General features: G+C 37.8%; 19 protein-coding genes. 4 read left to right on the top strand and 15 right to left on the bottom strand.

The window, feature by feature from the left end; all coding sequences use genetic code 11:
• Window positions 1-68: 68 nt before the first annotated feature.
• The 4 genes from IW16_RS04450 to IW16_RS04435 all read left to right on the top strand — a co-directional run bounded on the left by IW16_RS04450 (window position 69) and on the right by IW16_RS04435 (window position 2,520).
• A complete protein-coding gene (locus tag IW16_RS04450) occupies window positions 69-695 on the top strand; it encodes a TatD family hydrolase (protein WP_034740063.1) in 627 nt (208 codons plus the stop codon).
• On the top strand, window positions 688-1,413 hold the full coding sequence (locus IW16_RS04445; protein WP_034740061.1) for a tRNA threonylcarbamoyladenosine dehydratase: 726 nt from the start codon (window positions 688-690) through the stop codon (window positions 1,411-1,413). The genes IW16_RS04450 and IW16_RS04445 overlap by 8 nt, the downstream gene beginning before the upstream one ends.
• The gene (gene rnpA / locus IW16_RS04440) at window positions 1,414-1,788 is read left to right on the top strand and encodes a ribonuclease P protein component (protein ID WP_034740059.1); all 375 of its coding nucleotides are present in this window, start codon (window positions 1,414-1,416) and stop codon (window positions 1,786-1,788) included.
• Window positions 1,789-1,911: 123 nt separating this feature from the next.
• Window positions 1,912-2,520, top strand: coding sequence for a DUF4126 domain-containing protein (locus tag IW16_RS04435; RefSeq protein ID WP_034740056.1), 609 nt, complete (start codon window positions 1,912-1,914; stop codon window positions 2,518-2,520).
• 56 nt (window positions 2,521-2,576) lie between these two features.
• Here IW16_RS04435 and IW16_RS04430 read toward each other — a convergent pair whose 3' ends face one another.
• From IW16_RS04430 to IW16_RS04365, 15 genes are all read right to left on the bottom strand, one after another.
• Complete coding sequence (locus IW16_RS04430) at window positions 2,577-4,625, bottom strand: hypothetical protein (RefSeq protein WP_034740052.1); 2,049 nt, start codon at window positions 4,623-4,625, stop codon at window positions 2,577-2,579.
• A gap of 1 nt (window position 4,626) precedes the next feature.
• A complete protein-coding gene (lptE, locus tag IW16_RS04425; protein ID WP_034740049.1) occupies window positions 4,627-5,148 on the bottom strand; it encodes an LPS assembly lipoprotein LptE in 522 nt (173 codons plus the stop codon).
• Window positions 5,145-5,846: a hypothetical protein gene (locus tag IW16_RS04420; protein ID WP_034740047.1), complete on the bottom strand. Its 702-nt coding sequence runs from the start codon at window positions 5,844-5,846 to the stop codon at window positions 5,145-5,147. The genes lptE and IW16_RS04420 overlap by 4 nt, the downstream gene beginning before the upstream one ends.
• Before the next feature lie 8 nt (window positions 5,847-5,854).
• On the bottom strand, window positions 5,855-7,141 hold the full coding sequence (locus IW16_RS04415; RefSeq protein WP_034740045.1) for a sigma-54 interaction domain-containing protein: 1,287 nt from the start codon (window positions 7,139-7,141) through the stop codon (window positions 5,855-5,857).
• A gap of 32 nt (window positions 7,142-7,173) precedes the next feature.
• Entirely contained in the window at window positions 7,174-7,971 is a 798-nt protein-coding gene (locus IW16_RS04410) for a tetratricopeptide repeat protein (protein WP_034740042.1), read from the bottom strand.
• On the bottom strand, window positions 7,943-8,458 hold the full coding sequence (locus IW16_RS04405) for a hypothetical protein (RefSeq protein WP_051889911.1): 516 nt from the start codon (window positions 8,456-8,458) through the stop codon (window positions 7,943-7,945). Before IW16_RS04405 ends, IW16_RS04410 begins: the two co-directional genes overlap by 29 nt.
• 6 nt (window positions 8,459-8,464) lie before the next feature.
• The gene (gene miaB, locus IW16_RS04400; protein ID WP_034740569.1) at window positions 8,465-9,901 is read right to left on the bottom strand and encodes a tRNA (N6-isopentenyl adenosine(37)-C2)-methylthiotransferase MiaB; all 1,437 of its coding nucleotides are present in this window, start codon (window positions 9,899-9,901) and stop codon (window positions 8,465-8,467) included.
• A gap of 113 nt (window positions 9,902-10,014) precedes the next feature.
• The gene (locus IW16_RS26035) at window positions 10,015-10,182 is read right to left on the bottom strand and encodes an energy transducer TonB (RefSeq protein WP_084694491.1); all 168 of its coding nucleotides are present in this window, start codon (window positions 10,180-10,182) and stop codon (window positions 10,015-10,017) included.
• A gap of 26 nt (window positions 10,183-10,208) precedes the next feature.
• Entirely contained in the window at window positions 10,209-10,388 is a 180-nt protein-coding gene (locus IW16_RS04395) for a hypothetical protein (protein WP_034740040.1), read from the bottom strand.
• On the bottom strand, window positions 10,381-10,791 hold the full coding sequence (locus IW16_RS04390) for a hypothetical protein (RefSeq protein ID WP_034740038.1): 411 nt from the start codon (window positions 10,789-10,791) through the stop codon (window positions 10,381-10,383). Before IW16_RS04390 ends, IW16_RS04395 begins: the two co-directional genes overlap by 8 nt.
• 9 nt (window positions 10,792-10,800) lie before the next feature.
• The gene (locus IW16_RS04385; protein ID WP_034740036.1) at window positions 10,801-11,283 is read right to left on the bottom strand and encodes a hypothetical protein; all 483 of its coding nucleotides are present in this window, start codon (window positions 11,281-11,283) and stop codon (window positions 10,801-10,803) included.
• 118 nt (window positions 11,284-11,401) lie between these two features.
• Window positions 11,402-12,646 carry an MFS transporter gene (locus IW16_RS04380; RefSeq protein ID WP_034740034.1) on the bottom strand — a complete coding sequence of 415 codons (1,245 nt, stop codon included), beginning with the start codon at window positions 12,644-12,646 and terminating at the stop codon, window positions 11,402-11,404.
• Window positions 12,646-14,379: a thiamine pyrophosphate-dependent enzyme gene (locus IW16_RS04375; protein WP_034740033.1), complete on the bottom strand. Its 1,734-nt coding sequence runs from the start codon at window positions 14,377-14,379 to the stop codon at window positions 12,646-12,648. Before IW16_RS04375 ends, IW16_RS04380 begins: the two co-directional genes overlap by 1 nt.
• Window positions 14,380-14,643: 264 nt before the next feature.
• Window positions 14,644-15,843, bottom strand: coding sequence for a diaminopimelate decarboxylase (gene lysA / locus IW16_RS04370; protein WP_175550347.1), 1,200 nt, complete (start codon window positions 15,841-15,843; stop codon window positions 14,644-14,646).
• A gap of 258 nt (window positions 15,844-16,101) precedes the next feature.
• Window positions 16,102-17,325, bottom strand: coding sequence for a 3'-5' exonuclease (locus IW16_RS04365; protein WP_034740029.1), 1,224 nt, complete (start codon window positions 17,323-17,325; stop codon window positions 16,102-16,104).
• Window positions 17,326-17,486: the final 161 nt, after the last annotated feature.

Below are 17,486 nucleotides of genomic sequence, written 5' to 3'. Positions count from 1 at the left end.
TTTAACACAATTATAAACGTTCGTTTAATAATTTTAAATTAATTTTCTGAATAATCGTACTTTTGTTAATGGATTTTTTTGATTTTCACCATCATCATAAGAGTAATGTTTACGGGATCTACAATGTGGAATTCGGATCGGTTCCCCCTGAATCACCTTATTCCATAGGCATACATCCTAAAGATATTGTTATGACTTCTCAGGAAGAGCAATTCCACTGGCTAGAATCAAACATATCCAAAAACTGCGTGGCCATAGGAGAATGCGGACTGGATTCTATGGTTTTAACTCCACAAAATAGTCAGGAACAGTTCTTTCTAAGACAAATTTTCATTTCCAATGAAATCCAAAAACCGTTGATTATTCACTGTGTAAGAAAATTTTATGAAGTAATTTCTCTTAAAAAGAAAGCTCAACAAGCGGTTATCATTCATGGTTTTAACAAAAAGCAGCGTATCGCGGAAGACCTGTTGAAAAATAATTTTTATATGAGTTTTGGAAAAGCTGTTTTGTATCATTTATCTTTGCAGGATATTGTAAGAAATACACCGTTAAATAAAATCTTTTTAGAAACTGACAATGAATGTTTTAATATTGAAGAATTATATTCAAAAGTTTCAGAATTAAAGGGTATTTCTGCAGAAAAACTTAATGAACAGGTTTTAGAAAATTTAGACACGATAAAGAATGGATAAGTACTGGCTGGAGCGAACTGAGCTCCTGATCAAAGAGGATGGATTAGAAAAGTTGAACAAGGCAAAGGTCCTCGTCATAGGTTTAGGAGGGGTAGGCTCTTTTGCTGCAGAATTTTTAGCCAGATCGGGCGTAGGAAACATGACTATTGTGGATGGTGATACGGTAGATATCACTAACATTAACAGGCAGTTACCCGCATTGCGTTCCACTGTAGGAAAACATAAAGTGGAAGTGGTTGCCGAAAGACTTTTAGATATCAATCCGGACCTTAATCTCATCAAGATCAATGAATTCCTTAATCCTGAAAGAATGGACGAAGTTCTCGATTCTGATAAGTTTAATTACATTCTGGACTGTATCGACAGTGTTACGCCTAAATTATTTCTGATAAAGGCTGCCAAAAGGAGAAAAATAAAGCTCATCAGTTCTATGGGAGCAGGTGGAAAAACAGATCCCAGTAAGGTAATGGTACGAGATATCAGCAAAACGCAAAATTGTTTTCTTGCCAGACAAATCAGGAAACGACTTAAAAAAGAAAATATCAATAAGGGGTTCAGATGCGTCTTTTCTAATGAACTTCAGCAGGAAGAAAGCCTGAAACTGACGGACGGAGCCAACTACAAAAGATCTTTCTACGGTACCGTAAGCTATATCCCAGCAATTTTCGGATTGTATGCCGCAGCTGAGGTGATTAATTATTTAGTGAAACAAGATTAAATGCAGAATTTTACATACTCCAGAGAAGAAAAACTCAAAAAAAATACTGAGATTGCTTTACTTTTTGACAAAGGTAAATGGAGGACCTGTGGAAATCTAAGAATCATCATTCTGAAAGACAAACCCAATCTGGAGGTAGAAAGTCATAAATTCGGTGTTTCTGTTTCAAAAAGATACTTTAAGAAGGCTGTACACAGAAACAGAGTGAAAAGGCTGTTGAGAGAGTGCTACCGTTTGAATAAGGATTTATTTAAAGAAGCTTTTGGAGAGAAAACACTTGCAATGATGTTCTGGGTATCTTCTGAAATACCTGCTAAATTCAAGGATGTAGAGGAACAGTTTATCAAACTCTGCCAGATGCAGAAGAAATCTTAATCATCTTACCATTTAACAATGTAGCCATATGCTGCTAAATAAAACTGCAGGTAGTTCATTTTTTTTATAAAATCCTGCATAGTTTTTGTAATTTTAAGGGAAACAATAAATCTGAAAACTAAAATGTTAGATCATATTCCCTATTTCTCCTATGTACTCAGCGCCTTCATTGGTATCGGTTTGGCGGCTGCAACAGGCTTTAGAGTTTTTCTGCCCCTATTTGCGGTAAGTCTAGCTTCTTACTTCCACTGGATCCCTCTGAATGAGAATTTTAACTGGCTTGCCGGACTGCCTGCCCTCATCACGACCGGCATAGCAACGATCGCTGAAATTTTAACGTATTATATTCCATTTGTAGATCATCTTCTTGATACAATTTCAATCCCTTTAGCAACTGTGGCTGGCTCTGTCTTATTTGCCAGCCAGTTTGCAGATCTGGGTACTTTTCCTCAATGGGCACTTGCCTTAATCGCAGGAGGAGGTACAGCGGCGACAATTAGTTCGGGTTTTGCAGGAATCCGGGCTGCCTCCACTGCAACAACAGGTGGTTTAGGGAACCCAGTAGTAGGAACCACTGAAACAGCAGGAGCAGGAATTATGTCGATATTAGCCATGGCTGCACCCGTTATTGCAGCAATCTTTGCCATTGTTCTGCTTATCCTTGTTGTCATTTTTGGCAGGAAAGCCTGGAGAAAACTGCGCGGCCTTAAAAAGAGCTCTGACAATGTATAAAAAATTAAGGCTGAACACTTCTGTGAACAGCCTTTTTATGATCTATTTTATATGATTTAACCTTTACTTCTGAAATCCTTTATTTCCTTGATCTTAGATTGAAAATGATCCTTTTTTTCAGGATTTTTCTTGATCAGAATTTCAAATGCTTTAATGGCTTTGGTATAGAGTTTCTGTTCAAAGTACAGATTGGCAAGAGTCTCAGTCATCAGATGGGAGATGTCGTCATTCTTTTCTTTGACCACGTACGTACTTTCATCTCTTAACTGACTGATTCTGGGATTATTCTCAATAAAGGCTTCAATCACTTTTTCCTGAACCGGAATAGTCTCCACCTTCTCAACCACTTCTTCTACAGGCCTGTCTATTTTAAGCCAACTCTGCCATGTATTGATAAATCCGGGAACATTACTGTCTGCCAATGCCTGGTCAATATTAACAATTTTGACATCGTCCTTAACGGGTGTTTCTTTAATGTTCTCTTTTTCTGTTTTTTCAACTGACAGACTGGAAATATCTGATCCGAAGAAAGACACATTCATAACTGGCGCTTCTTCTCCTTTCTGTGTTTTGATTTCAGCACCCTCTTCAGAACTTCTAACTTCTTCCTGTTGTTCTTCTACAATTTCAGGTGTATCTTCTTCAACTGAGGTTTCTTCTAAGGATTTTTCAATTTCTTTTTGAGGCTCTTCTGTCGCTTGTGAAACAGTTTCTTTGTTCTCCTTCTCTTCTTCTACAGCAATGCTATTTTCCTGTTTTGTAATATCAGTTTTAGTTACAGAATCAGCAGAATCCTTAGTTATCATAGAATCCGGCAGATGAGACTCGAAACTCATTGGTTTCCATGCAGCCATATTTTCTGTAATAATCTCAGGTTCTTCTGTTTTTTCCTCTACAAGTTCTTCTTTTTCTTCTGTGTGAGGTGCTGTATTTACGGACGGTAAATCCGTAGATTCTCCGGTTTTTTGTTCTTCTTTTTCAGTGGACCAGAAATGGAAATTTTGAGTCTCTGCAAAACTGATCTCATGGTCAACAGCTTCGGGCTCCGCATTTTCAGTTTTAGCAACTGATTGAGCTTCTTTCATCTTTTTCTCCACTTCTTCAATCAGGCGTCTCATTTCTTCCTCATGCTTATTGACATTTGGTGTAGAAACTTCAGCAGCTACAGCTTCATCATCGCTGTTTCCCTGAATTTTGACATCCGGCAGAAACTGATCCATGCCATGGAAACTTATTTCTGCATCCGGGTCATCTGCATTTTCTTCCTCGATGCCCGTTTCCAGATTCTGTTCTGTTTCACCAACAGAAAGCTCTTCAGCTATTGTGTTCGCTTCTTTTTCTCTTTCAATTTCTGCTTGCGGATCAGGAGATTCAACTTCATGGAAGCTTACATCCTCATCTTTATCAACTTCCAGTTCTTCTTCCTGGCGGTCGATTTTATCTTCGTCTACAATCAGTTCAGGAGTAAATTCTACTCCGGCTTCTGAATCTTTTTCCTGTTTGTTATTTTCTGTTTCTGTTTCCTGTACTAAACCTTCATTAAAATCTTCTGTAACAGGTACGGTCTTTTGAGTTACTATTACTCCCGATTCAAGTGTAGATTCAAGATCTATTACTTCAGAATTGGTTTCATCAAGGAAGTTTTCTTCCCCTTCAAAGAGAATTCTGTTTCTTTCCCCATTGATATGGATATGCTTTATTTCCTGAGCAGGCGGTATCATGCTTGCCACCTTTTCGTACTTATCCTGTACCGTTTCTAATGACTGGTCTCTTTTTATCGGGAAAGCTTTCTCTTTGTAGGAATATTTGACTTCTTTTTCAGCTGTTTTCAAAGCCTTTTTGTCTTCTGTAGCTTCAGACTTTGGTTCTCGCTGTATTTTTCCATTGATCAGTTGATAAAGCAGCTTTTTATCAGTCGTATAAGCCGCTGTTGTAGAAAGTTCTTTCTGATAGTTTTCTTTATCATAAAGGTGTACCCCAAACAAGTGAAGTGCCCTGATGTTCTGAACATAAGGAAAAGCATGAATTTCTTCTTTCAAAAGACCTAGATCTTCTGACTGAATATTTTTGGGGTTCTTTAATAATTCTAAAACTCTGGGATTCATCTTACCAATTGGCTACAATATCGTTAAATATCTTGTTAATAATTCTATCTGTCACAAGCTTCACCTGAGAAGCTTCGATCTCACTTTGCGTCAGGTTACTGTTAAAAACGGCTTCATCCGTATAGGTCCTGTCAAAGCTGGAATCCGGATGTATTTTGTTTTCGTAGTGTACTTTTACTGAAATTGTCAGTTTGCTCTGTGCCTGCTGTACTACACCACCCGAAGGGTTCTGTAATGTATTGGAGCTGATTGTAGTAGGTGAATATCCATAGTCAGAAATTTCACCTTCTATCAAAATATCAGGATTTGATTTTGTTCCTTTTAATGTGGTTCTCTGCAAAAATCTGTTTTGGATATCTGTAGAAAACTGTTGGGAAAGAGTTGGATTTACAAGTGCTGCATTGTTTGGAAATTCATTAATCTGGACGGTCTTTTCATCCGTCAGTGAAGATCCTGTAAAAGAGTAACACTGATGAAACAGCGACAGAATTACAAACCCAAATATTATTTTTAATTTACTCATACCATTTTTTGATTTAACGACTCCAAAACATCTTTATAAGCGGCATACTTAATACATATTCCCAAAGGTATAGAAAAAAGCAACCCTATTCCACATACCATCATTCCAAGCTGAGAAATGAATCCTACTACAATGGAGAATAAAAAGATCTTAAAAAAATTTCTTCTGGCTATTTTCCATGAGAGCCTGTAGGCTTCTCTTACACTTGTAACTCTGTATACCGAAATCAAAGGCTGTACAAAATACATCGATATAGAAACCGCAGCTATTAAAACAATCATCAACAAGAACCACACTCCCATTCCGCCAGCAAATAAAGCAGAATCGCCATTTGATACATTCTCTCCGTCAACACCTGCCACAAGCATGAGCGGAAGTAATGAAAATATGACCGGGAACATGATAACGATACATACTGCAAAAATAAGCAGAAACAATTTCAGATATACTACAAAATCTGTAAAGTCGAAAATATCTCCTGCTGAAACCTGCTGACCTTCATCTACTTTCTTACAAATTTTATAGAAGTTACCTAATCCCAGAATTCCACAGAAAGGAATAAAACTCATCACGAACAGAAGCAGCGTGGCAACAATGAACCCGCCTATATCTTTTTTAAAAAGTTCAGTCCCTTCGGACAGATACTTTCCTATATTGAAATTATATTCTTTTACATTCAGCAACTCTAAATTCTTCATTCCGCTTTTTAGTCCTCTAAATTATATTGTTTTATTTTTCTGTATAAAGTTCTCTGTGAAATCCCCAATTCGTCAGCGGCTCTGTTTCTTCGTCCTTTGTGCTTCTCTAAAGCTTTTATGATCAGATCTTTTTCATTATTCTGAAGCGATAAGGATTCTGGTCTGTTTTCTTCTATTTCTATATCTTCTATATCTTCATAGCTGTCATCAGCATTTGAAATAATAGTTGGTGCTGACTGCACTACCGGTGATTTTTCTTCAAAATACAGCAGTGAGTTCTGGGCTACCGGCTGAGACTGTTCTGCAGAATAAATCCTGTTGATCAGATTCTTTTCCTGATTGCTTAAATCGGCTGTTCCTCTGTTCTTAATCAGTTCTGAAGTTAGCGATTTTAAATCATTAATGTCACTTCTCATATCAAAGAGAATTTTGTACATAATTTCTCTTTCACTTCCGAAATCATTCTGCTTCTGCGCATTCTGATTATTAACAACCATCGGAAGATGGGTTTCCATAGGAATATATTCAGCGAGCTTCTCGACTGTTATTTCGCGGTTTCTTTCTACCACAGTCATCTGCTCTACCAGATTTCTTAACTGACGGATATTTCCGGGAAAGGCATAATTTTCAATATAATGAACAGCACTGGGCTCAAGCTCCAGTTCCGGCATTCTGTATTTTTCTGCAAAATCTATCGAAAACTTCCTGAATAGCAGATGAATATCTCCTTTTCTTTCTCTTAAAGGAGGCATGTCGATCTGAACGGTATTTAAACGGTAAAATAAATCTTCCCTAAATCTTCCGTCATGAATAGCCTTCATCATATTGACATTGGTAGCCGCCACAATCCTTACATTGGTCTTCTGAACCTGTGAAGAACCTACTTTCATAAATTCGCCACTTTCCAAAACTCTTAAAAGGCGAACCTGAGTCTGCAGAGGAAGCTCTCCCACCTCATCGAGGAAGATGGTCCCTCCATCTGCCACTTCAAAGTATCCTTTTCTGGTGGCTGTAGCTCCTGTAAAAGCTCCTTTTTCGTGCCCGAATAATTCAGAGTCTATGGTTCCTTCAGGTATCGCACCACAATTGACTACAATATATGGCTGATGTTTTCTTTTTGATTCTGAATGAATAATTTTTGGGATAAATTCTTTCCCAACACCGCTTTCCCCAATCACCAGAACAGAAATATCCGTAGGTGCAACCTGAATTGCTTTTTCTAGGGCTCTGTTCAGTGCAGGAAAGTTTCCAATGATACCGAATCTATTTTTTATGTTTTGTAAGTCGCTGCTCATAAGTAAATTTTTGATTATTGATTTAAAATAATCTACAGTTCTGCAATCTGTTTTCTGTAGACTTTGTTAAAGTGATGAGTGTAGACATCTTTCATAGTTCTGCCTTCATCATAAGTTGCCAATGCTAACTTCTTTAAATCCAAATAATCTTTGTTTCTGATTTTAGAAACTTTACTTTTAAAATATATGTTCTCGGCAAAGTCATATTCTTTGCTCTGCTTTTCAAAATTTTCTGAAGCTTTGTCATATCTTCCGAGTTCAAAGTATGTTACTCCCAACTGGTAGTGGTCATACATCCCTTTAAAGTATCCTTTCGAAGCGAGAAGTTTTTCGATAATACCTACCGCTTTTTCTTTCTGACCTAAAGCACTGTAAGACATGGCCTTCACCACCTCTAAATGATAATCTCCATTTAAGGATCGCCCGAGATCATCAGGATAGTATATTTTTAAATCTTCTAAGTCTTTGATGGCTCCGTTGTAGTCGCGCAGAAACTGAAACTTGCACCAGCCTCTGTATCCAAGGTGCATTTTAGGATCTGCTGCAACCGCTTTATCAATTAGGAATTTCCAGGAGACAAAATCTCCGTTCTTAAGATAAGGAACGGCTTTTTCCATATAGGAATTGGAAAAATCCGGGCAGAGCCCAATAGCTTTATCAAAAGCTTCCTGAGATTCCCTGCTGCCCTGTCTGTCTGAAGCCCAGTTGTATAACTCACAGGCTTTTTTGCAGTTCTCTCCCTCTACTGCATTACAGTTAACCTGTGCAATAGTATTGGTATAAACGATAAGAAGCAAAAAGCTAAGGTAATACCTCTGAAACTTTTCCATTTTCAATTTTATAGGTTAAATATTGATAATAGCCTACTTTAAAACCTTTTATCTCTTTGGGAATCCAGCCATCAAGAGATTTTGTAAACCGAAGCAACATGTCTTCAAGCTCTTTATCCTGAACCATTCCTTTCAGCTCTGTAGTCATCTGCTGAACTCTGAACAGTCCTGTTTTTCCTTCACAATTTACTAAAAATCTTACGGTAATATAACCGTTCATTTTATTTTTGGAAGATATTTTTTCTTTTTCCAGTTTTTCTATAATGGCTAATTTCTCTCCTTTATAATCAAACTGTTTTGATCCCTGATAATACTGAAGATTGACAAGCTTATCTGATGTACATTTTTTAAAAACAGGATCGTCCAGCTTTTCGTCAAATTCAATATCTCCAACAGTTCCCGGATATTTGCTCATGCTCTTTTCAGTCTGACATGACATCAGTACAAAAGAAAAGAATGCAGAGAAAAAAGCCGCCTTGATCAACATCTTAAATTATTCCGCTGTTCTCCCTAAAAGTGTGCCCTGTGTATTGTCATAGACAAAAACGTTCACAATGTCACCTATTTTCTGTCCTTCCAGCATATCAAATACACAAACTGCATTCTGTGAATTTCTTCCTTTCCACTGGTTTTCGTTCTTTCTGGAAGTTCCTTCGATCAGAATCTGGTGTGTTCTTCCTACGTAAGTCTCCATCCTTTTTCTGGATAATTCGCGCTGAAGTTCAATGACCTCGTTCAGACGTTTCTGTTTCACCTCAAATGGAATATTGTCCTCCATCTTTTTATGCGCCGGTGTTCCCGGTCTTTCTGAATAGGCGAACATATAACCGTAGTCATACTCCACTTCTTTCATCAGACTTAATGTATCCTGGTGGTCTTCTTCAGTTTCATTACAGAAACCAATAATCATATCCTGTGAAAAAGCAATATCAGGAACAATTTCCTTTGCTTTTCTAATTAAATCCAAATATTCTTCCCGGGTATGCTGCCTGTTCATCGCCAGAAGCATATTGTTGCTCCCGCTCTGTACAGGAAGGTGAACATAATTACAGATGTTATCATGTTTTGCGATCATTCTGAATACGTCAAGGCTCATATCCTGAGGGTTTGATGTCGAGAATCTGATTCTCATTTCAGGAACTGCCTTAGCAACCAATTCAAGCAATTGTGCAAAATCAACGGCTGTTGCTTTCTGCATTTCAGAAGCTTTCACAAAGTCTTTTTTAGGACCTCCTCCATACCATAAGTAAGAGTCTACATTCTGTCCTAAAAGCGTAATTTCTTTATATCCGTTATCTAAAAGGTTTTTACATTCCTGAATAATAGAGTGCGGATCCCGGCTCCTTTCTCTACCTCTGGTAAAAGGCACTACACAGAAGGTGCACATATTATCACATCCTCTGGTAATGGTTACAAAAGCTGTAACGCCATTTCCTCCCAAACGAACGGGATTAATATCTGCGTAGGTTTCTTCTTTTGAAAGAATCACATTAATCGCATCCCTTCCATCCTCAGTTTCCTTCAGAAGGTTTGGAAGATCTCTGTAAGCATCCGGTCCTACAACGAGATCAACCAACTGTTCTTCTTCTAAGAACTTGGTTTTTAAACGTTCCGCCATACACCCCAAAACACCGACCGTCATGCTTGGCCTTTCTTTTTTCAGATTTTTGAACTGAGAGAGACGCATTCTTACGGTCTGCTCAGCTTTTTCACGGATAGAACAGGTATTTAAAAGGATAAGGTCTGCTTCTTCAACTTTCAGCGTGGTATTGTACCCCTGCTCATTAAGAATAGATGCAACAATTTCAGAATCAGAGAAATTCATCTGGCAGCCGTAGCTTTCTAAAAAAAGTTTTTTAGAATTTTCGGGCTTTTCAGCGATGGCAAAAGCTTCTCCCTGTTTTGTTTCGTCTATATATTTTTCCTGCACTGTAATCAATTTGATGTTCAGGCTTCAATATTCAAAAGTTGATCTCATGAATTTTTACCCCTAAACAGATTAGTCTGCAAAGATACAAAATATTGTGACAGAATGGCAGGAGATTATTGCGGAGGATGGAAAGTCATTGGAATTGAATAATAAGATTCTACAGGCTTTCCATTTCTTTTTGCCGGCGCCCATTTTTTCTTTCTCAATCTTTTAACTCCATAAAGAATTCTTTCGTCGAATTCCGCATTTCCGGAAGAATGTACCAGCTTTATATTTTCCATTTTTCCTTCTTTGCTAATCTGGAATTTTACGACCAGATTAAAAGGTTCATTCCAGATAAAATCACTGAGATCAATCTGCTTTCCACATCAGCCCTAAAAGCTCCCATTCCTCCAGGCATAGCCCTGTTCAGGGAATCCTTTCCATTTTCCTGTCCTGATAATTTGACAAAAAGCAGAAATACAAATAGAGACAGTACTCTAATCATGGTCATACCCATTGGTCGTGAAGTCAACCTTAAAAATAACCTTGGAGTCTACAGGAGTATCGCCCTTCATAGCAGGCTTCCATTTTCCTTTGATCTTTTTCATGGCATATTTTACATCATCCATAAACATTTCACTGTTCTTGATCTTGGGAAGCATGTCGAAGCGATTCATTTTACCTTCTGCTGAGATATTGATCACAAAAGTTACTTTTCCATTGATGGCATAACTCTGGGTATCTACATAAGCATAAAGCATATCCATGAATTGTTTTTTGAAAGCTTCTTCGCCACCCGGAAACTCTGCCCTTTGGGTATATTCCGTTACCTCTGTCTGTGTTGCCAACTGAGAGAAACCCTTAACTCCAATGAAAAGTAAAGGCAGTAATAAAAGATATTTTTTCATGTGATTAGTTTATAAATCTGTTGATATCGAAGCAAGATTCATTTTAATTTTAATTTGTGACGTAACAGGCTGTCCGTTGCATGAAGCCGGGATCCAGTTCTTTTTAATCCGTCTTACCACATATTTCATATCCTCAAAAAAGTAATTGCTGTTGGCTACTTTTGGGGTTCCTTCAATATTCGTCACCTTTCCGGTCTGATCTACAGTAAGAGTAAAAGTAAAATCTCCGTTCAGTATATAAAAATCTGAATTCAGGTACTCAAACATAAATTTCTGAAGGGTATCTTTGTAAACAACAACACCTCCTTCAAATGCAGCTGGTTTAAAATCATTGCACTTTACAGCTACCTGTAGAAGCGGTTCTTTTATTTCGATTTTTAAAAGGTTTTTATTGGCTTCTGTCACCTGATTGTCCCCTCTTTCTTCAATGTCCTGCTGTGCCCATGTAAAATTAGCTAGCAGCAGTGCTATAAATAATGTAAAAGCTTTCATAGAACTGTATTCATTAGTTATTAAAATTCCGTTAACAAAGATAATTATTTAAATGCCTTCTAAAAAAGAAAAACTTCAGGCTTTTACCCGAAGTTTTTACTATAATAATGGAGTTAATTTAAATTTTTGCAGTCTGGACCTGTGCTTTACTTCCCGTTTCTTTTAAAAGAAGCGAAATTAAAACAGCCAGAATAATTCCGCCTATCCAAAACAATACGGAATACTGAAAATGCATATCTCCGGAAGACACTCCCAGGTTTTTGCCAAACCATCTGCTGAACAAAGGACTCACCAATGTTGTTACCCCAAAGGTGATAAAATTAATGGCGCCAGTCGCACTGCCTTTTACATAGTCAGGATTGGCTTCTTTAATGATAGAATAAGGAATCATTGCAGCTCCTGAGCCAAGTCCGAAAATAAACATACTGATCTTCGCAGGATAAAGCTCGGGAAGATACACTAACTGTAAAAAGCTCAAAATCATTATAATCGCACCACCAATCAAGACCGGCTTTCTTCTTCCTATTTTATCTGTAATAAAACCTAAAAGCGGACATCCGAATACCCACCCAAAAGCAACCATTGCACTCGTGATAGCTGCATCATGAAACACAAAGCCTTTATCCTTTTCAAAGAAAGCAACTCCCCATGTCATTGCAAATATGGTAGTAGGCGCAAAGAGAAGTCCGGAAATAAGACCACATAACCACGATTGAGGATTTTTAAAAACGATCTTATACGGCTCTAAATATCCTACTTTTTTTACATCAGCACCTGAGTCTGCATCAGACTGTTTCTCTCCGGGAGTAACAAAAAAAAGGCAAAACGCTGTAATCACGGTAATGATCCCTGACCAAAGCCAGAAAGTATTGATATTGACCCCTTCTTCTACCCAAGGTCCTACCACAAACTGCCCTGCGGTACCGCCCAGCATTCCGATACACTGAGTAAATCCTACTGCGGTAGCCAGAGATTTTGAAGAAAACCCTTTACTTGCCAGATAAACACAGCCCGGAAATGCAAAAGCACAACCTGCCCCCTGGAGCAACCTTCCCATTACTCCGCCAGAATAGGCAGATGCGAGAAATAGCAAACAACCTATCCCTAAAATTAATGCTCCGGCAAAAAGAGATCTCTTTCCACCGAACTTATCCAAAGCCATTCCGGCAATCAAACTGCATGTAGAATAGGTATAATAATAGGTTCCAATCAAACTGACAAGCTTGAGTTCCGTAGTACTGAAGTTATTGACCAGCTGCGGAATCATTACTGCCGGAGCAGAACGGACTACATAATCCAGAAAATAAAATACCAGCCCGAATACCCAGGCAATTATGTAAAATCTTTTTAAGGAAGCACTCATTACAGCAGTCCTTTAATATGTTTATAGTTGGTTTTTACGGTATCCAGAACTTCTTCCATTTTACCTCCGAGCATGAGCTGAGCCATTGATTTGGTCATCCCCAATACCTGATCAAAGTCTATTTTTGGAGGAAGAGCCAGCGCATTGGGATTCGTGAAGATATTAAGAAGATAAGGTCCATTATAAGCCAAACATTCTTTAATCGCACTTTCTACTTCCTCAGGTTTGTGAACATTCTTTCCAGGATAGCCCATCGCCTGTGCTACCATCGCAAAATCAGGGTTGATCATATCGGTTTCATTATCAGGCATACCACCTACTTCCATTTCCAGCTTTACCATTCCCAGGGTTCTGTTATTGAAAACAATAAGTTTTACAGGAAGTTTATACTGAAAGATGGTTGCCATGTCTCCCAGAAGCATAGACAATCCTCCGTCTCCGCACATTGCAATTACTTCTCTACCAGGATGTGCCAGTGATGCTCCAATAGCCATCGGCATCGCATTGGCCATAGATCCGTGATTGAAAGAGCCCAGCATTTTTCTTTCACCTGTTCCGGTAATAAATCTGGCTCCCCATACGCAGCACATTCCTGTATCTACCGTAAAAATGGCGTCTTTTTTAGCCAGTTGGTCTAAAGTATGTGCCACATATTCGGGTTGAATAGCATCTTCCTTTCCAAAGTCTTTTACATATTCGAGTTGACTTTCTTTTACTTTTTCATAAAACGCCAACTGTTCGTTAAGGAAATGAACATCTTTTTTTTCTTCAAGCAGAGGAAGCAAGGCTTTTATCGTCTCTTTGACATCGCCTGCCAATCCCAGTTCCAGCTTCGCTCTTCTGCCCAATCTTTCCGGGCTTTCGTCAATCTGGACAATTTTATTCTTGACCGGCATGAATTTTTGATAGGGAAAATCGGTCCCAAGCAGCAATACAAGATCAGCCTCATGCATTGCGTGATATGCTGATGGAAATCCTAAAAGCCCGGTAAGTCCCACCTCATTTGGGTTATTGGGCTGAATGGCCATTTTTCCACGGAATGAGTAACCAACAGGAGCTTTTAAAAGCTTTGACAGCTCCACCACCTCAGCATTCGCTTCTCCCGCGCCAATTCCGCAATACAGTGTCACTTTTTTACTTTCATTGATTAGATTCGCAAGACTTTTCAGCTCATCATCAGAAGGCCGGATTACAGGATTGGTTCTGAATATTTGTGTAGAAGTAGATCCTTCTTCGGCATCCAGTTCCGACACATCTCCGGGAAGTCCTATCACAGCAACCCCTTTCTTTGAAATAGCATGCTGAATGGCCGTCTGCAGGGTTCTCTGTACCTGCTCAGGTCTTGTGATCATCTGGTTATAGTGACTGCAGTCATCAAAAAGTTTTATGGTATTGGTTTCCTGAAAGTAATCCATTCCCATTTCATCACTCGGAATGGTAGAGGCTATGACAAGCATCGGCACGTGAGATTTGTGTGCTTCATAGACTCCATTGATTAAATGAACATGTCCCGGGCCACAACTTCCCGCGCATACCGCAAAACCATCAAGTTCAGCTTCTGCCGCTGCTGCATAAGCTCCCACTTCTTCATGTCTGACATGAATCCATTCGATGCTGCTTTTTTTAACGGCAATATTAAGATGGTTAAGACTGTCGCCGGTTACTGCATAGATTCTTTTCACATTGGCATTTTCGAGCATTTCAACAATCTGCTCTGCTATGTTTTTAGCCATAATACTATATTTTTGGTGTTTATTTTCGTTATAGAATACTGAAGAGAATATGGATGAACGGATATTTTTAGTATTAAAAAAAATCTTCTCTCTCTCAAATTTAGCTAATAAATTATAATTCTCAAGCCTGCAAAGTCTTAAAATTTCAATAAATTAAAGGACGTTAATAAGTGACCTAATTCGAAAAACACAACCTTATAGACTGTTTTTCAAAACAAAAAGCTCCGCAGAAATCTACGGAGCTTATATAATTTAGATTTGATTTTAAATCACTTCTATCTGGTTTCTTAATAGATCTTCGAACTCATCTCTTTTACGGATCAGGAGAGCTTTTCCGTCTAAGAATAATACCTCAGCAGGCTTTAACCTTGAGTTGAAGTTTGAGCTCATTTCAAAACCGTAAGCTCCGGCATTATGGAAACAAAGGATATCCCCTTCACGTACTTCATTCAGCTTTCTGTCCCAGGCAAAAGTATCGGTCTCGCAGATGTTTCCTACTACGGTATAAATTCTTTCTGCTCCTTTTGGATTAGAAAGGTTTTCGATCTTATGATAAGAGTCATAGAACATGGGACGGATCAGGTGGTTAAATCCTGAATTGACACCAACAAATACAGTAGCAGTCGTTTGCTTGATCACGTTAGCTTTAACTAAAAGATATCCGCTTTTTCCAACAAGAAATTTTCCCGGCTCAAACCATAATTCGAATTTTCTTCCTGTAGCTTTTGTGAACTCGAACAGTACTTTTTCCACTTTCTTACCTAGTGTTTTCACATCCGTTTCTTCTTCACTGTCCTGGTAAGGAATTTTGAAACCGCTTCCCATATCGAGATATTTAAGATTAGGGAAATGCTCGGAAAGCTCCAGCATGATATCCAGTGCCTGAAGGAAAACATCCGGATCTTTAATTTCGCTTCCTGTGTGCATATGAAGACCTTCCACATTAAGGTTGGTGCTTTTCATCACTCTTTCGATATGACGGACCTGGTGAATAGAAATACCGAACTTGCTATCGATATGCCCTGTTGAAATTTTATAGTTTCCGCCTGCAAAAATGTGTGGGTTAATTCTTACAAGGATCGGATAGGTGTTTCCATATTTATTCCCAAATTGCTCAAGAATAGAAATATTATCTATGTTAATATGAACTCCGAAAGTCATTGCTTCCTCTATTTCTGCTAAGTCAACACAATTTGGAGTAAATAATATTTTTTCTTTCGGGAATCCTACTTTTAGTCCAAGTTTAACTTCATTAATAGATACACAATCCAAAGAAGCACCCAAGTTCTTGACGTACTTCAAAATGTTGATGTTTGTCAACGCCTTTGCCGCATAGAAAAACTTTGTGTGTTTTAAAAAAGAAGATGTAAGTTTCTCGTATTGTACTTTGATGGATTCAGCATCGTAAACATACACCGGGGTGCCAAACTCATTGGCAATCTTTAATAATTCTTTTGAATTCATAATTTCATTTTAACATAAAAAAAGGCAGATTCTTAGATAAAGAACCTGCCACATTAATTATTTTTATGCAAGACAAGTCTTTTAAATATTCCAAACCTTAGAGAACTTTACAGTTCCCTTTTTTCCAGTTTTAATTTGTTTAAAATTTTGCATTGCTTCTATTTATTTTTTACAAAAATACTATTTATTTTTTATTTTAAGAAAATTGATTTGATGACAACTTCTTTTGATAAAAATCTATAAAGTCTAAATTCTCCACTATTTAGGCAGTGGCAACGTCTCAAAATCACCGCGAAGGAGTGCTAATTGAAGATCATTATGAAGATCTGTGGAGGATAAAGGAAGATCAATTTTCAGCTTGGCAATTTTGCTCATCGTTTGAATCTGGGTAAACAGCTCATAGAAACCGTAAGAAATTATTTTTCCATTTTCAATGATCAGGAACATTTTTTCGCCCAATTTTCTTCCCTGTCCCAGCCATAGTTCATTTCTCTTTCTGAAATCTATTTTTTTTATGAATATATCAAGGTCATTAAATTCTTCATGCAGTCCGATAAACTGAACAGCTTTTGTTCCCTGAGTAAAAGATCTGAATTTCAGGATAGGCTTTTCTGTTTTATTCAGTTTATTCTTTTCAACAAGGTATTTATTGTTTCGAAAATAAAGTCCAAACGGAAAGACTTCCTTTCTTTTGATATTTTTGGAATTAAGGATCAGCTTTGCAATAATATCTGTTCCGGTAAGCTCATAATTAATCTGTTCGACGTCTTTCTGAAGCTGTTCCCACTTTTTGGACTTGGAATTAAAGACTTTTTTTGTAAACTTATTGATATCCTGTACGTAATCTGACAAAATAATTTTTCCTGCTTCATTCTGAAAATAGACAAATCCTTTTTCATTGGGAAGATCCTGAGTGAGAACTTTGATCTTATTGATGTATGTTTTAGCATTGGTTTCGTCATGCTGTTTCTGAATAATCTCATTTTCTGTATCTTTTGAGACTAAAAGCTTAAACAGCTCCAATGTTGCCCTCGCATCACCTTCGGCTCTGTGGTGATTCGTCAATGGAATCCCTAACGACTTCACCAGTTTCCCCAATGAGTAGCTTACTTCATCCGGGATCAATTTTTTAGCTAAAGGAATGGTATCCAAAGTATTGGTCTGAAAATCATACCCAAGCCTTTTGAAAGACTGGCGGAGCATTCTGTAATCAAAATCAATATTATGTCCTACAAGTGTTGTATTCTGAGTGATTTCAATGACTCTCTTTGCTATTTCATGAAATTTCGGCGCAGTTTTAACCATTTTGGGCGTTATACTTGTCAGCTTTTGCACAAAAGGTGTAATATCACTTTCAGGATTTACGAGAGAAATGAACTGGTCAGTAATCTTCTGACCATCATACCTGTAGATGGCTATATCTATAATGCATTCATCTCTATAACCTGCACCATTACTTTCTATATCTATAATCGAATACATTGAATTTTTAGTTATACTGCTATTTTTAATTAATATTAATAATTCTGATCTTCAGCCTTAGCTTAATATTGTGAGGCTTAATACATAACCCATGCCATACATCATCTGTGATATTTGAAACAAAGTATATAAGCACATACAGACTGTTAACTGAAAATATT

It is taken from the genome of Chryseobacterium vrystaatense, from assembly GCF_000737765.1.
In the GTDB taxonomy this organism is placed as follows: Bacteria; Bacteroidota; Bacteroidia; order Flavobacteriales; family Weeksellaceae; genus Chryseobacterium; species Chryseobacterium vrystaatense.
This window is presented reverse-complemented; position numbering and strand designations above follow the sequence as displayed.

Coding starts and splice junctions, on each gene's coding strand:
- IW16_RS04450 (WP_034740063.1), top strand. CDS start 69: ATGGATTTTTTTGATTTTCACCATCATCATAAGAGTAATGTTTACGGG.
- IW16_RS04445 (WP_034740061.1), top strand. CDS start 688: ATGGATAAGTACTGGCTGGAGCGAACTGAGCTCCTGATCAAAGAGGAT.
- rnpA (WP_034740059.1), top strand. CDS start 1,414: ATGCAGAATTTTACATACTCCAGAGAAGAAAAACTCAAAAAAAATACT.
- IW16_RS04435 (WP_034740056.1), top strand. CDS start 1,912: ATGTTAGATCATATTCCCTATTTCTCCTATGTACTCAGCGCCTTCATT.
- IW16_RS04430 (WP_034740052.1), bottom strand. CDS start 4,625: ATGAATCCCAGAGTTTTAGAATTATTAAAGAACCCCAAAAATATTCAG.
- lptE (WP_034740049.1), bottom strand. CDS start 5,148: ATGAGTAAATTAAAAATAATATTTGGGTTTGTAATTCTGTCGCTGTTT.
- IW16_RS04420 (WP_034740047.1), bottom strand. CDS start 5,846: ATGAAGAATTTAGAGTTGCTGAATGTAAAAGAATATAATTTCAATATA.
- IW16_RS04415 (WP_034740045.1), bottom strand. CDS start 7,141: ATGAGCAGCGACTTACAAAACATAAAAAATAGATTCGGTATCATTGGA.
- IW16_RS04410 (WP_034740042.1), bottom strand. CDS start 7,971: ATGGAAAAGTTTCAGAGGTATTACCTTAGCTTTTTGCTTCTTATCGTT.
- IW16_RS04405 (WP_051889911.1), bottom strand. CDS start 8,458: ATGTTGATCAAGGCGGCTTTTTTCTCTGCATTCTTTTCTTTTGTACTG.
- IW16_RS26035 (WP_084694491.1), bottom strand. CDS start 10,182: ATGGAAAATATAAAGCTGGTACATTCTTCCGGAAATGCGGAATTCGAC.
- IW16_RS04395 (WP_034740040.1), bottom strand. CDS start 10,388: ATGATTAGAGTACTGTCTCTATTTGTATTTCTGCTTTTTGTCAAATTA.
- IW16_RS04390 (WP_034740038.1), bottom strand. CDS start 10,791: ATGAAAAAATATCTTTTATTACTGCCTTTACTTTTCATTGGAGTTAAG.
- IW16_RS04385 (WP_034740036.1), bottom strand. CDS start 11,283: ATGAAAGCTTTTACATTATTTATAGCACTGCTGCTAGCTAATTTTACA.
- IW16_RS04380 (WP_034740034.1), bottom strand. CDS start 12,646: ATGAGTGCTTCCTTAAAAAGATTTTACATAATTGCCTGGGTATTCGGG.
- IW16_RS04375 (WP_034740033.1), bottom strand. CDS start 14,379: ATGGCTAAAAACATAGCAGAGCAGATTGTTGAAATGCTCGAAAATGCC.
- lysA (WP_175550347.1), bottom strand. CDS start 15,843: ATGAATTCAAAAGAATTATTAAAGATTGCCAATGAGTTTGGCACCCCG.
- IW16_RS04365 (WP_034740029.1), bottom strand. CDS start 17,325: ATGTATTCGATTATAGATATAGAAAGTAATGGTGCAGGTTATAGAGAT.